General features: G+C 38.6%; 11 protein-coding genes. 5 read left to right on the forward strand and 6 right to left on the reverse strand.

Annotated elements, in window-relative coordinates; genetic code table 11:
• Positions 1–149: 149 nt before the first annotated feature.
• From D0T60_RS15050 to D0T60_RS15075, 6 genes are all read right to left on the reverse strand, one after another.
• A complete protein-coding gene (locus tag D0T60_RS15050) occupies positions 150–773 on the reverse strand; it encodes a hypothetical protein (protein ID WP_163218957.1) in 624 nt (207 codons plus the stop codon).
• Entirely contained in the window at positions 770–1,864 is a 1,095-nt protein-coding gene (locus tag D0T60_RS15055; RefSeq protein WP_163218958.1) for a DUF4252 domain-containing protein, read from the reverse strand. Before D0T60_RS15055 ends, D0T60_RS15050 begins: the two co-directional genes overlap by 4 nt.
• 5 nt (positions 1,865–1,869) lie before the next feature.
• Positions 1,870–2,373 carry a DUF4252 domain-containing protein gene (locus tag D0T60_RS15060; protein WP_163218959.1) on the reverse strand — a complete coding sequence of 168 codons (504 nt, stop codon included), beginning with the start codon at positions 2,371–2,373 and terminating at the stop codon, positions 1,870–1,872.
• A gap of 31 nt (positions 2,374–2,404) precedes the next feature.
• On the reverse strand, positions 2,405–2,884 hold the full coding sequence (locus tag D0T60_RS15065; RefSeq protein ID WP_163218960.1) for a pyruvate ferredoxin oxidoreductase: 480 nt from the start codon (positions 2,882–2,884) through the stop codon (positions 2,405–2,407).
• Positions 2,885–2,895: 11 nt separating this feature from the next.
• A complete protein-coding gene (locus tag D0T60_RS15070) occupies positions 2,896–3,417 on the reverse strand; it encodes an RNA polymerase sigma factor (protein ID WP_163218961.1) in 522 nt (173 codons plus the stop codon).
• 248 nt (positions 3,418–3,665) lie between these two features.
• Positions 3,666–6,965, reverse strand: a complete 3,300-nt coding sequence (locus tag D0T60_RS15075; protein ID WP_163218962.1) for a glycoside hydrolase family 2 TIM barrel-domain containing protein — start codon at positions 6,963–6,965, stop codon at positions 3,666–3,668.
• A gap of 301 nt (positions 6,966–7,266) precedes the next feature.
• On the opposite strand from D0T60_RS15075, the gene D0T60_RS15080 reads away from it, so the two are divergent.
• The 5 genes from D0T60_RS15080 to D0T60_RS15100 all read left to right on the forward strand — a co-directional run bounded on the left by D0T60_RS15080 (position 7,267) and on the right by D0T60_RS15100 (position 14,288).
• Positions 7,267–8,307: a toxin-antitoxin system YwqK family antitoxin gene (locus D0T60_RS15080; protein ID WP_163218963.1), complete on the forward strand. Its 1,041-nt coding sequence runs from the start codon at positions 7,267–7,269 to the stop codon at positions 8,305–8,307.
• Positions 8,308–8,333: 26 nt separating this feature from the next.
• Positions 8,334–9,236 (forward strand): radical SAM protein, encoded by a 903-nt coding sequence (locus tag D0T60_RS15085; protein ID WP_163218964.1) that lies wholly within the window; start codon positions 8,334–8,336, stop codon positions 9,234–9,236.
• Positions 9,237–9,345: 109 nt separating this feature from the next.
• Entirely contained in the window at positions 9,346–10,539 is a 1,194-nt protein-coding gene (locus D0T60_RS15090; protein WP_163218965.1) for an acyloxyacyl hydrolase, read from the forward strand.
• 66 nt (positions 10,540–10,605) lie between these two features.
• Positions 10,606–11,886 carry an O-acetylhomoserine aminocarboxypropyltransferase/cysteine synthase family protein gene (locus tag D0T60_RS15095; RefSeq protein ID WP_163218966.1) on the forward strand — a complete coding sequence of 427 codons (1,281 nt, stop codon included), beginning with the start codon at positions 10,606–10,608 and terminating at the stop codon, positions 11,884–11,886.
• Positions 11,887–12,005: 119 nt separating this feature from the next.
• Positions 12,006–14,288, forward strand: a complete 2,283-nt coding sequence (locus D0T60_RS15100; RefSeq protein ID WP_163218967.1) for an NADP-dependent malic enzyme — start codon at positions 12,006–12,008, stop codon at positions 14,286–14,288.
• Positions 14,289–14,444 lie beyond the last annotated feature (156 nt).

A 14,444-nucleotide genomic window follows, 5' to 3' on the forward strand; every position in this document is an offset into this window, starting at 1 on the left:
TCTCACGAATCCGAAAATGAAAAGCGTGAGCATCGTTGGACTTCTTTTCTTTCATTGGTTGAGTCGTTAAAGAGTCAACCATATCTACAAAAAGACAATGAGCTTGGCACTGTTGTGACACAACTGTGGCAATGGGCACAAACAAGCCACTACTTATTAAGCAATCCCCTCTTCTTTAGTGCTTCGCGAACAACACCTATCATCTCTTTTTCCTGTTTCTTACAAGTTTTCATTAATTCGAACGGATCAAAATCTCCTTTCTTTATGCTCTTCTTTAAAGAAGAATCGAATTGAAAATCAATGGGCCATTGATAAGAACCATTAAAATATTTATTTGAGATTTCTTTTATTTGTTCTACTTGCTTCTGAATCGTTCTTTGCGTCTCTTCCGGAAGACCTTTCAAAGAACATTCCCTTATTTCAATTTCTACATAGCTATCACTATTTTTCTCAACAGAAACTTTACCATTTTCGTAAGTAATTTCCAATTCCCCGGTAAATTGTAGATCTACACAATCCCTTGAAGCTGCATCAGTACTTAGGGCAAATGCTTTTCCCCGTTTAATGATGCATTTATTATCACCTTCCCATCTATTGCTTGCATAATGTCCATGAACCTTAATATCTCCTTTGCTTCTACTCCATTCATCCAGTACTTCGGATATTACATAGTTATGAATAACCTGTCGTTGCGTAATTTTTTGTTGTGCCTGCACCGCATTCATACACACCCCAACAATTAACCCGGTAAATATCAATATTGCTTTCATCATTTCTTTCTTAATTTATTAACATGTTCCATCTTATATCTATCCCCAAAAGCTTGCACTAAATCATCAATTATTTCCGACCATTCTTCTTCGGCCATTATATACAAAGTATTGAAATTACTTCCTACAGATTTATACTTTTCGCCAACATTCTTATCATCCCAAACATTGGAGTTTAATAACCAGCAGTTGGGACGATCATACTTGCTCTGAAAGTATTCAGAATTAAACAGATTGATTTCTTCCAATTGTTGTGAAATTCTATTCTTTAATCCGGTAGGTAAAACAGCATCCATTTCTGATGAAGATTTCAGAAAAGCATATTGTATGTGTTTATTTGTCAAATAGACTTTATAGCTTCCTTCCTTACAATCAATTTGCACAAATAACGCAAGATCAAATCTAACAAATTCATCTTCAACTGCTTCCAGTTCTAAAGAAAGTCTTTTTTTTATCAAGATATCCAATATCCCGTTTTTTTCATCTTCCCTTACTTTTTCTATCTGATATTTATCTATATTCTTCGTTCTCCAGGCAGATAATTTTTCCCATTGCTCTCGCTTACTTAGTTTGGTGCTTCTCTGCATACCGATAGTACCACCACGCCCGGATTCATTCGGACGATTTTGTTGATACTGAAGCATATTACCATTTATAGAGAAAACGCTCTTAGTATCTGTTTTAAAAGAGAAGGCCTTAATGGTATCTTTCAGATATTTTCCTTGCAAATACATTACTTTATATACCTTTTCACCTTCCTCAATAATTAACATCTGATTAAAATACCAGCCTTCCCCTAAAGCATATATGCCATACTGTTTGTTTCCTTCTATTCCTTCTATATATGTCTCCAACTTATTACTCTCTATAAATATTCGGATATCTTCCTTCAACGCAGATTTATCCTTTTCTCTGGACTCCAACACCCAACAAGATGAGGTTCCCTCGATTAAACTTTTCACTTCCTCCTCTGTACTAACAAACACTCGTTCCTTTTCTTTATATTTTCTATAAATATCATCGAAACTCACCTGTGCCTGTGCAATATTGGCAGCAAAGGATACTAAAATTAATGCTACGATTATCTTTCTCATATTTTCTATTTTTTCTTTTTATCTGGTATATTTTCTAAAGCTTTTAGTCCTTCTACATTCATTGAGTTGGCTAAGGAAGATATCTTTTTTAAATCAACCTTCCCAAAGATTCCGATCATCGAAAATTCACCCTCATTCTCTGTTATAATCACTAAGGAAGAAATAACTCCTTTTGATTCTTTCGTAAACATTTGAGTTTTTTCTTTAGCTTCCTCAATGCTTACCAGCTCTTCAAAGCCGGATTTATTCATCATAGCAAGTGCGTTTTTATAATGCGACTGACTATTCTGACTGGAATTAAGTACCCTCAAACCATCCAAATCATTTATGATACCTTGTTCATCTGTATTCGCCATAGCTCCAATCAGTTGAAACATTTTCTTGGTGATATTCACACATGAAAACGAAGCATCCTTCTCATACTTTTGTTGAAAGTCTGCCACAATATCCTGTGCGCAGACAGAAGTCCACAACGCAAGTCCTCCTAACAATAATAAAATCTTCTTCATATCTTTCTTTTCATTTATTACATCATTAAAACTATCTAAACAGTTTGGTCACCGGTTCCACGTTTTTCATATTTTTATCTACAATATCTTGTCCTCTTTCAAATTGATCTGATACAAAATTAAATACCCTTTGTACTTCTGCCAGTGCTTCCTCTGGAGTTTCGTATGTATCCTGTTCCCAGGGATTCTCCTTAGATGCCGGCGGTTGAATGTTCAAACAAACCACAAGGAAGATAACAGCAGCCGCAGCTACCTTAAAAAATAAAGAAACCTTATATCGTTTAATTGTTTTTTCTTTTTCAGCGATTAAACTCAATATTTTAGTATCAAATTGTTCATCCAATGCAGGTTCCCTTTCTTCTGTCTTTAGACGAAACAGCTCCTTATATTTAGTCAAGTGTTCTGGCACATCTTCTTCCATAAAGAACTGATATAGTTCTTTTTCCTCTTCCATTGTTGTTTCGCACAACCAATACTTATCTAACAATTCTTCAATATTCTCTTTTTTCATATTCACTTGAATTATGAGTTGTGGAAATAATTGTTCTTATCAAACTTCATAAAAAGTTCCTTTATCTTCTGCCGTGCTCTGAAAAGATTAATCTTAACCTGGCTTTCGGTAAGTTCTAAAGTTTGTGCAATTTCTTTATAGCTCATTTCTTCGAACTCCCTTAATTCTACTATGGCTTTTTCTTTTCCGGGCAGTTGTCCAATCAGGTGTTTAAGCACCAGCGATTCTTCTTGTTGCTCTAAGAAAGTAGATGGTATGCTTTCTTCTTTTATCTGTAGTAAACCTACATCTATTTGCTCTGTTTGATTATCTTTTAACTTTAAGCGACCGAAAGCGAAGTTGCGAGACATTATACAGCAATAAGCATCCTTACTTTCAATAGTATCCCATTCATCTCTAATCTGCCACATCTTCAACATTACATCTTGCACAATATCCTCGGCTTCCTCCTGATTACAGGTAATGCGTAGGGCAATGCGAAAGAGCTTATCTCTTAAAGGCAAAATGTCTCTCTTGAATTCTTTCAGTTTCATTCTTTAGTTAAATGGGCATTTATATATAAGAGAGATAAGAAAGGTAAAAGTTACAATTTGAATTGTTTTTTTTGAAAGATAGCGATTTGTTGGTTATTAATAAAGCATTTGAATATCTATAAAGACACTAAATGGGTACACGGAAAAAGCGGAATGAGCGGATGAACGCGGATTTTTTATTTCTTTTCCGTGTTCATCTGCTCATTCCGCTTTTTCCGCGTATCAATCCAATCTACAGAAGAAAGAATTTATAATGGTTTCAGCGTAAATCCCCAGCTATACTCTTTATTCGGATAAATCGTATAAGCAGGTTCGGGTTTAGCTCCCCAGCTATCATAGCCTCCAACTCCATATTGTTTCAAGTCGAGGCATACTTCTACAAAGTCTCTTGGAACGATGTCATACTCATGAGTTTGTTTTCTAAGCACATTTCTGGCTTTCTCTACATCATGGTTGGCTTTTTGCTCTTCAGACATATTTGTCCACTGATAATCTGCGTCCGATTCTTCACAGTCGAAGTCTTCTACGGAATTATGTAAAGCGTTGAAGCCTATAGGGGTATCTCCTTCAATTAATAGACCTTTGCCTTGTGGAGTATTCAATGATAACCAACGGGTGTCTGTATGATGTCCGTTTTCCTGAGGGCGAACATAAGGGTAGTACATTTCTTCTGCTGTAGTTTTATATAATCCTACTAAAGTACCTTTATAACGATCTGCGTAATTTTCTTCCGGTCCGCGTCCCAGGTACTGCACCTGATTCATGGTGGCAGGTAAACGGAATCGTACTCCAATACGTGGTATCTCGGCAGCTTCTACAGGAGTTAATATTAAAGAAGCATGAACTACTCCCGAAGGATATACAGTGTATTTTACGATGTAGTTGTTTCCTGCTGCCAAAGCATAATTTACAGTTAGAACGGCCGACTTACCTTCCATCTTCACAGAACAATCGGCTATCTTAAAGTTCTTGCTCGACTGTTTCCATACTTGCGTACGTTTAGGCATACCATGACCGTAATCATTGTCATTTGGTCCTCTCCAGAAGTTAGGTTGAATACCAAATCCTTCGGCAAAGTATTCTTGAGATCCTACTTTATAAGAAGATACGATACCTTGTTTCTTATCAAAAACAAAAGAAACTTTGGATGATGTTACAGAAAGAATATCATTTGACTCTATTAGATAAAGTGCCGGACCATTTGTGTTTTTAAGTGCAGGCTTCTCTGCCTTTATAGGTAACTCAAATTGATCGTAAGCTACTAAATGTCCGGCAGGAACAAGCTGCTCTGCTTTCTTGGAAGTAACTTCAAAGTTCAGGAAATACTCTATGCCCGGTTTGGCTTTCAGTTTAGCTACCGGGATATTAACGTTTACAGAATCTTGAGGTTCTACATTCAAAGCTAATAAACCTTCGCTGATTTTCTTTCCATTCTCCAACAGTTTATACTTCACCCGATAATCGGAAAGATTGGTAAAGTAGAATCTATTCTTTATTTTAATTTCTCCTTTACTTAGGTCAACAGCCTCGAAGCCTACATTTTGATATACATACTTCACCTCTGCCATTGCCGGATGAGGATTCTGATCGGGATTTATGATACCATCTGCCACAAAGTTTCCATCGGATGCCTGATTTACGCCGAAATCTCCTCCATACGCCCAGAAAGGTCTTCCTTCTGCATCTTCGATTTTCACAGCATGATCAATCCATTCCCAGATAAATCCTCCTTGTAGGTTAGGGTATTTATATACTTGTTCCCATTGCTCGTATAAGCTTCCGGTTGAATTACCCATTGCGTGTGCATATTCTGAAGGAATAAACGGACGGTTATCTGTTCCATTCACTCTTCTTCCGTTTTTACCATAATATTCAAAAGCACCGGCAGATGGGTATTGAGGCACAATCATATCTGTATTCCACTCTTCCAACGCTCTTTCATAACATACCGGACGGTTCATTAGATCCCGGTCGGCATCTTTCAGCATAGTGTAGGCTTCATAGAAGTTAAAACCGTTTCCTCCTTCATTTCCTAAAGACCATATTGTTACACTGGCATGGTTCTTATTCCGTTGAAACATATTCTGAATACGAGAAAGATGGCTTGCTTTAAAGTCTGGGTTATGTCCGAGTGTACCTCTCTTTCTGCCATCAATATGCCCTGCGGCACCTTTGCGCATATCGTCTTGATGAATGGTATAACCCATTCCGTGCGATTCTATATTGGCTTCATCATAAACATACAAACCAAACTCATCGCACATTTCGTAGAACTTACGATCTTGTGGATAGTGGCTAAGACGAACCGCATTGATATTATTCAGCTTCATCAACTCAAAGTTGCGTCGCATTTGTTCCGGGGTAATGTAGTGTCCATCTTCCGTTGTTTCGTGAATGTTCACTCCTTTAAACTTAATGGGTTGCCCGTTTATATAGAAAAGTTTCAGCGGTTTCTTGTTTACAATAATATCGGTTGTTTTGAGTTCTATTTTACGGAAACCTACTCTGAAAGGAACAACTTCCAGCACTTTACCACCTTCTTCTACTGTCATCAGCAATTGGTAGAGGTTGGGGTGTTCGGCAGTCCAGGTAGCTACTGCGGGAATGGTGCCATCAAAGGTTACTGTCTGATTTTCCCCGTTTATCATATCTATTTCTTTCGAACCGGACAATACGGCTTTTCCGCTCTTATCTTGCAGTTCGTATTTTACGGTTAGCTTGTGTTTAGCTTCGCTTCCGTTCTTTAATAGCATATTCAAGGTAAAAAGACCATTTGTGTATGTATCATCCAAAGTTGGTTTTATTACAAAATCCCGGATAGCCGTTTTGGGTTGTGCCCAGATAAACACATCACGTTCTATACCACTCACCCTTAGGAAGTCTTGACACTCCAACCACGATCCGGTACTCCAACGGAATATCTTTATGGTCAGTTCGTTCTTTCCGGGATTCAGGTAAGAAGTAATATTAAACTCTGCCGGATCCTTAGAATCCTCGCTATAGCCCACTTCTTTACCATTTACATATACATATACACCCGATTTTGCTCCGGCAATATGCAAATATACATCCTTATCTTTCCATTGCTCTTCCTGATACAAAAAGTCGGTACGGTATACACCTACCGGGTTATTTTCCGGTAATAATGGAGGAACCGGATTGTGAGTAGCAAATTCATAATATGTGTTTACATAGAAAGCTTCGCCAAAACCTTGCAGTTCCCAGTTGCCGGGTACTTTAATCTCGTGCCAGTCACTCAAATTAAGTCCCGGTGCTGCAACGTTATCCGGCAGTTTTCTATAATCATCTACGAAATAGAATTTCCAAACTCCATTCAGCGATAGATGGTTATTACTTAAGGCATAGTTCATTTGTGAAGCACTCTCAGCATCCTGGTAGCTCATAAAAGCAGTACGCGGAAGTTCTTTATTCACACTAAGCACATTCAGGTCTTTCCAGTAAGGCATAGAACTATTCTGTGCGGTAATCACCTGCGTTGCTGATATAAAAATCAGAACAGATACAAGTTTAAGTAATGTAATTCTCATAGAGATCGTATTTTAGTTATTTAGTTATAATCTCGAAATAGCAGATAGTAAGGCTATCAAGGTTGGTAATAGTAGAAATAATTTATCCATCGTATCAAATTATTAGTAAAACGATACAAAGCTATTAAAAATAAGTCTTTATTTCTAATAATTATTTTACTAATTTTGTCCCTCATCTGCCTTATTTAGTCCATCGATAATATTATAGAGTATAATAAAACACATGGGCCTAAACTTATTTCTTTTTTCAGATGGCAATGGGACCGGATGCAATATGAAATTAAAACTTATCATTCATAAAATGGAAAAAATAATCTTATTAATCACTTTTTTGCTAATATCCGCTTCCTTATCTGCACAAAATGATGTGGAAGAGATTATAATACAAATGAGCCATTTTTATCAGGAAGGAGTACAGCTACAGGGCATGCTAAATGAAAACACAAAGATAGGCAACAGTACCTACATAAAGTGGGTAGCAATTGACGACGATGGAATTTTCCATTCATTTAATAAGAGTGTTGAGTTTCCTCTTTTGAACAAAACCTTGGAAGCATGGGACAGTCTTTACCTTTCCAATCGAGAGAACCTCACTTTCTATTTCGAAGAAGAAGTTTATAAACATCAGGATACTACCCATATTAGCGATGTACACACAGATGTTCATAAGTGCGCTGGATATATAAAAGGAGTATTCATTAATGGAAAAAAAGAAGGTTTATGGACAAAGTATATCAGTGATTATTTTGAAGGGAAGTACGATACGAGAAAAGTTATAGAGGAAAGTTATAAAGATGGGGTACTTCACGGGGTGAGAAAAGTTTATGAGTTAAACGGAGAGCAATTAGATAAAACAATATTTGTCAATGGTACAGGTTGTTATAATGATTACTATTACGATACAGGTAAGCGTGCTGTTTTGGGACATTTGGTATATGGAAAACCACATGGAGAATGGATATACTATAACAAAATGGGGAATGTTATCAGAAAAGAACAATATAAACATGGACTCTTTCATGGTGATTTGACAATATATGATAATTCAGGAAATCTCATTTTTGAAACAAACTTCAAAAATGGCACAGGAAAATACAGGCATTATAGAAATGAAATCCTGAAAGAGAGAGGACAAATGATAAATGGACAGCGTGTTGGGATATGGACTTTTATAGGTGTAGGTTCGAATTCTCTTACCCCTAATCAAGATTCAGATATTCGCCAAAGAGAATATGATTTTATGTATAAAGATCAGGATCCGATAAATGATGCCAGCAATATCATAGATGTCATGTTCTACGATGGAGAATATTTATATTTACGGGCAACCAAATGTAAGTAAATGATTATAATGGCTAAACAAAAAAGATGAAACCTACTTCAACACCCAATATTGAATTAGTAACCTGTGAAACGGCTATCAATAAACTCAAGCGTAAAATACCATACGGGTGGGACTTAAATATATACAGAGGATGCCAACATGGTTGCCAATATTGTTTCGCACAATATTCTCACAAATATTTAGAAAAGAAAGACTTCTATAATGATATTGTGGTGAAAACAAATATCGTAGAAAAGCTGGAAGAGCAACTGAGAAGCCCTCAATGGAAAAGAGAAATTGTAAATATAGGAGGCGTAACCGATAGCTATCAACCTATTGAAGAAGAATTCCGCTTTATGCCGGATATCCTTAAATTGCTGATTAAATATAGAACCCCAGCCATTATCTCTACCAAATCCGATCTGATTCTTCGCGATTATGATTTAATAGATCAACTGTCACAAATCACCTATATTAATGTAGCTGCCACCATTACTACGGTGAACGAATCGGTGAGGGAAAAGCTGGAGCCGGGCGGTGTCAGCTCTGCTCGTCGCTTCGCTATGCTGAAAGAGTTCAGAAAAACAAATGCATCTATCGGAGTACATGTTATGCCAATTATACCTTATCTTACAGATAGTCGTGAGAATATGGAAGCACTGTGCAGTAATGCCAAAGATTGCGGAGCAGATTATTTCTTGCCGGGCACGCTTTATCTCCGGGGAAACACCAAAGGAAACTTTCTTAAATTCATAAATGAGCAGTATCCCGACTTATACGAATCTTTAGCAGAACTATACAAAAAAGGAGGAGCCGGAAAAGAATACAAAAGCGGATTATACGAAATGGTAAATGAATTAAGAAACCGCTATGGTTTATCAAGCAGTTACACTAAACCAATCAAAGAAAAATTAAAGAAGACAGAACAACAGTTGTCTTTGTTTTAATGTCTCTTTTTTCTTACTCTATTTCCTCTATAAATAGAATAATTGTTTCTTATTCAACTCGTTTATGAATCATTCTTTTTATGTACATTTGCCGAGAAATATCATTCCAATGAAGAAAAAATTCTTCATCAGCCTGCTTATTGCTTGTATAGGCTTGACAGCTTTGGCCGATGACTCCATAAAATCCAAATGTCCGCAATTCATCGCTGTTAATCTGAGTGATGGTATTATATTGCCTACTCGAAAAGTTGTTTCCGGAAAACATATAGCGCCTCATCTCACCGCTCTGACATTGAAATATGGCTTTAAGGCAAAGGGAAACAGTTGGCAAGACTATGAATTTGGCTTACCCTATAAAGGTATTGGAGTTTATCTCCCCCATTTTTCGAGAAAAGAGATGGGAGATCCTTTTTCTGTTTTCCTTTTTCAGGGAGGAAGACTTAAAGAGTTGAATACCAGAACATCTCTACATTACGAAATCAACTTAGGAGCTTCTTTCAACTGGAAACACTATGATACCTTCGACAATCCGGCGTTTATAGCTTTAGGGTCTTCGGTCAATGTTCATCTTGCCGGAAGTTGGTACTTTAAATGGAAGTTATCGCAAAAGTTTGATTTACATACCGGCCTTAGCATTAATCATTATTCTAATGGTGCGCTGCGTACCCCCAATAATGGTTTAAACTCTCTATCTGCCTTTGTGGAATTAGCCTATAATTTACATGCAAAGGAAGAAACTAAATTAATGGATAAGGCAACCTTTCTACCCCCTAAGTTTAATAAACGTACTGCTCATGATTTTGCTGTTATGTTCACTACCCGTACAATCAAACTCGATGAATTGGAAAATGATTTAATGAGCAAGTATCCCAGAAAAAGGTTTAAAGTTGCAGGCATAAGTTACAGCTATATGCTGCACAACACTCGCCGTTTTATGTGGGGACCAAGCATAGAGAGTGTTTATGATGAAAGCGCAAATGCCTCCTTTTGGGGAGAAACAGATGCTCACACAGGAAAATATTCCGAATATTGTAAACTCGGAAAACCGGAAGACCGTTTCTCTGTGGGCTTATCTCTGAAAGGAGAAGTAACCATGCCGGGCTATTCTATTTTTGCAAACTTAGGCTACGATGTGCTCCATCCCAACAAAAGAGATCAGCGCCTTTACCAGATTTATGGTCTTAAAGTATATCTTGTCGATAATTTATTCGCCACCTTTGGAGTTCGATCTACAAATTTAACACGTTCGCAATATCTATACCTAAATATTGGTTACACAATCAACCAATATCGCAAGAAATAGGTTACATTTTGATTAGAATTTAAGAGAATTAGTATCTTTGCAATCAAACTAATTATTACACTCGCTATGTCGGAAAAGTTAAAGCCGGAAACCCTGTGTGTACAAGCAGGTTGGCAACCTAAAAAAGGGGAACCACGCGTGTTACCCATCTATCAGAGTACAACATTCAAGTATGATACAAGCGAGCAAATGGCGCGCCTCTTCGATTTGGAAGAAAGCGGCTATTTCTATACTCGCCTGCAAAACCCTACAAACGATGCAGTAGCTGCTAAGATTGCGGCATTGGAAGGTGGAGTAGCTGCCATGCTTACATCCAGCGGACAAGCTGCCAACTTTTATGCCATCTTCAATATATGCCAGGCAGGAGATCATTTTGTATGTTCCAGTGCCATCTACGGAGGAACATTCAATCTCTTTGCTGTTACTATGAAAAAGCTGGGTATCGAAGTGACATTTGTTTCTCCGGATGCTTCGGAAGAGGAAATTGGTGCTGTTTTTCGTCCCAACACCAAACTATTATTCGGAGAAACCGTATCGAATCCATCATTAGAGGTGCTGGACATTGAGAAGTTTGCCCGTATTGCTCATAAACAAGGAGTACCCTTAGTTATTGATAACACCTTCCCTACTCCTATCAATTGTCGTCCTTTTGAATGGGGTGCAGATATTATTGTTCATTCTACCACCAAGTATATGGATGGGCACGCCACTGCCGTAGGAGGATGTATTGTTGACAGCGGAAACTTCGATTGGGATGCTTATGCCGATAAATTCCCCGGTTTATGTACTCCGGATGAATCTTATCATGGATTAACTTATACCAAAGCCTTTGGTAAAGGTGCTTATATCACCAAAGCTACTGCACAGTTGATGCGCGACCTCGGAAGTATTCAAAGTCCGCAAAATGCTTTCTTACTAAACATTGGTTTGGAGACTTTACATTTACGCATGAAGCAACACTGCGCAAATGCCAAAGCCATAGCCGAGTTCCTCGAAAAAGATGAACGCGTAGCTTGGGTAAACTACTGCGACCTGCCCGGCAACAAATATTATGATTTGGCGCAAAAATATATGCCGAACGGTTCGTGCGGAGTTATTTCATTTGGCTTAAAAGGAGGACGAGACACATCTATTAAATTTATGGATAATCTCAACCTTATTGCAATTGTTACACATGTAGCCGATGCACGTACTTGTGTGCTCCACCCGGCAAGCCATACCCATCGCCAACTTTCCGACGAGCAATTGATGGAAGCAGGAGTACGCCCCGACTTAATCCGTTTGTCGGTAGGAATAGAAAATGTAGAAGATCTGATTAATGATATAAAGCAAGCATTAGAGGCTTAATAAACACAAAGGCACGGAGACACAGAGTTTTTTAATCTATTCTTTGTGCCTCGGTGCCTTTGTGTTCGAGTATTTTTGTTTAAGTTTGTGTCTAATTTCAATAAATTCATTCAATAACTATGGCTAAAATAACAAAGGAAGCAGCATTACTCTATCACTCTCAAGGTAAACCCGGGAAGATAGAAGTGATTCCGACCAAACCATACAGTACCCAAACCGACTTATCATTAGCATATTCACCGGGCGTAGCCGAGCCTTGTCTGGAAATAGAAAAGAATCCGCAGGATGCATATAAATATACAGCTAAAGGAAATCTGGTGGCTGTAATCTCCAATGGTACTGCTGTGCTTGGCTTAGGAGACATTGGCGCATTAAGCGGAAAACCTGTAATGGAAGGTAAAGGTTTACTATTCAAAATATATGCCGGGATTGATGTATTCGACATCGAACTTGATGAAAAAGATCCGGAGAAGTTTATTCAGGCAGTAAAAGCCATTGCTCCTACTTTCGGAGGAATCAACCTCGAAGATATTAAAGCACCGGAATGTTTTGAAATAGAACGCCGCCTGAAAGAAGAACTCGACATCCCGGTGATGCATGACGACCAACACGGAACAGCTATCATCTCCAGCGCCGGATTACTGAATGCGCTGGAAGTAGCCGGAAAAAAGATTGAAGACATCAAGATCGTTGTAAACGGTGCCGGAGCATCGGCCGTATCGTGTACTAAATTATACATATCCTTGGGGGCCAAACTTGAGAATATAGTAATGGTTGACAGTAAGGGGGTTATCAGTCAGGATCGTACCGACCTGAACGAGCAAAAGAAATACTTCGCTACTGCCCGTACCGATATTCGTACATTGGAAGAAGCCATCAAAGGCGCAGATATGTTCTTAGGACTATCTAAAGGAAATGTGGTAAGTCAGGATATGATTCGCAGCATGGCTCCTTCTCCCATCGTATTTGCATTGGCCAACCCAACCCCGGAGATTTCTTACGAAGATGCCATGGCATCGCGTCCGGATGTAATTATGGCAACAGGACGTTCCGACTATCCTAACCAGATTAATAACGTAATTGGCTTTCCTTATATTTTCCGCGGTGCATTAGATACTCATGCCACTGCCATCAATGAGGAAATGAAGATTGCAGCCGTTCACGCCATTGCCGGACTGGCCAAGCAAGCCGTGCCCGATATAGTGAACGAAGCTTATAAGGTAAATAACCTAAGCTTTGGCAAATTCTATATTATACCGAAACCTGTCGACCCACGCCTGATTACAGAGGTATCTATGGCAGTGGCCAAAGCAGCCATTACTTCGGGAGTAGCACGCACTACCATCACCGACTGGGATGCTTATCAGGTACGCCTGCGCGAACTGATGGGATATGAATCTAAACTGACACGTCAATTATATGATACCGCCCGTACCGACCCTCAACGTGTAGTATTTGCCGAAGGTGGGCACCCCAACATGCTAAAAGCCGCTGTTGAGGCTAAGGCCGAAGGTATTTGCAAACCTATCTTATTAGGCAACGACGAACGTATTGAGAAACTGGCCAAAGAACTCGATTTAAGTTTGGATGGCATTGAGGTAGTCAATCTTCGCCACGACCGCGAAGCGGAACGTAGGGAGAGATATGCACATATCCTTGCAGAAAAACGTGCTCGCGAAGGAGCTACCTACGAAGAGGCTAACGACAAAATGTTCGAGCGCAACTACTTTGGTATGATGATGGTAGAAACCGGAGAGGCAGATGCATTCATCACCGGATTATACACTAAGTACAGCAACACCATCAAAGTAGCTAAAGAGGTAATAGGTATTCGTTCGGAGTACAATCACTTTGCTACCATGCATATTTTGAACAGTAAGAAGGGAACTTATTTTCTGGCAGATACATTAATCAACCGCCATCCCGATACAGATACTTTGGTAGACATTGCTCGTTTAACAGAACAAACAGTGCGCTTCTTCAACCACAAACCGGTGCTGGCCATGTTATCTTACTCTAACTTTGGTGCCGATCAGGTAGGAAGCCCATCCAAAGTTCACAAAGCGGTAGAGTATATGCATAAAAACTATCCTAATATGATTATTGATGGTGAAATGCAGGTAAACTTCGCTATGAACAAGGAGCTGCGCGATGTTAAGTATCCTTTCAGTAAATTAGCAGAAAAAGATGTTAATACACTGGTATTCCCTAATTTAAGTTCGGCCAACTCAAGCTATCAGCTATTACAAACCATGACAAGCGGAGAGCTAATCGGCCCTATACAAATGGGATTGAACAAACCCATCCACTTTACAGATATAGAAAGCTCTGTACGCGATATTGTGAATATTACTGCAGTGGCTGCCATTGATGCAATTGTGGAGAAGAAGAAGAAACAATAATTAAATGAAACGTCCCCTCTCAAAATCACAAATAGTTTGCATAGTGCTACTCTGGGTAGCACTATGCTACATTGTTCTTGTATCTGTAAAACGTATCGACGGACCTGTTATTGTAACTATTTTAATGTCCGGTGCTTTTGTTTTTATTCCGGTATA

The organism is Bacteroides sp. 224 (assembly GCF_010500995.1).
Lineage (GTDB): Bacteria > Bacteroidota > Bacteroidia > Bacteroidales > Bacteroidaceae > Bacteroides.

Excerpts from the sequence above, each read along its gene's own strand:
- D0T60_RS15090 (WP_163218965.1), top strand. The coding sequence starts at position 9,346 with ATGAAGAAAAAATTCTTCATCAGCCTGCTTATTGCTTGTATAGGCTTG.
- D0T60_RS15070 (WP_163218961.1), bottom strand. The coding sequence starts at position 3,417 with ATGAAACTGAAAGAATTCAAGAGAGACATTTTGCCTTTAAGAGATAAG.
- D0T60_RS15100 (WP_163218967.1), top strand. The coding sequence starts at position 12,006 with ATGGCTAAAATAACAAAGGAAGCAGCATTACTCTATCACTCTCAAGGT.
- D0T60_RS15050 (WP_163218957.1), bottom strand. The coding sequence starts at position 773 with ATGATGAAAGCAATATTGATATTTACCGGGTTAATTGTTGGGGTGTGT.
- D0T60_RS15095 (WP_163218966.1), top strand. The coding sequence starts at position 10,606 with ATGTCGGAAAAGTTAAAGCCGGAAACCCTGTGTGTACAAGCAGGTTGG.
- D0T60_RS15065 (WP_163218960.1), bottom strand. The coding sequence starts at position 2,884 with ATGAAAAAAGAGAATATTGAAGAATTGTTAGATAAGTATTGGTTGTGC.
- D0T60_RS15075 (WP_163218962.1), bottom strand. The coding sequence starts at position 6,965 with ATGAGAATTACATTACTTAAACTTGTATCTGTTCTGATTTTTATATCA.
- D0T60_RS15085 (WP_163218964.1), top strand. The coding sequence starts at position 8,334 with ATGAAACCTACTTCAACACCCAATATTGAATTAGTAACCTGTGAAACG.
- D0T60_RS15080 (WP_163218963.1), top strand. The coding sequence starts at position 7,267 with ATGGAAAAAATAATCTTATTAATCACTTTTTTGCTAATATCCGCTTCC.
- D0T60_RS15055 (WP_163218958.1), bottom strand. The coding sequence starts at position 1,864 with ATGAGAAAGATAATCGTAGCATTAATTTTAGTATCCTTTGCTGCCAAT.
- D0T60_RS15060 (WP_163218959.1), bottom strand. The coding sequence starts at position 2,373 with ATGAAGAAGATTTTATTATTGTTAGGAGGACTTGCGTTGTGGACTTCT.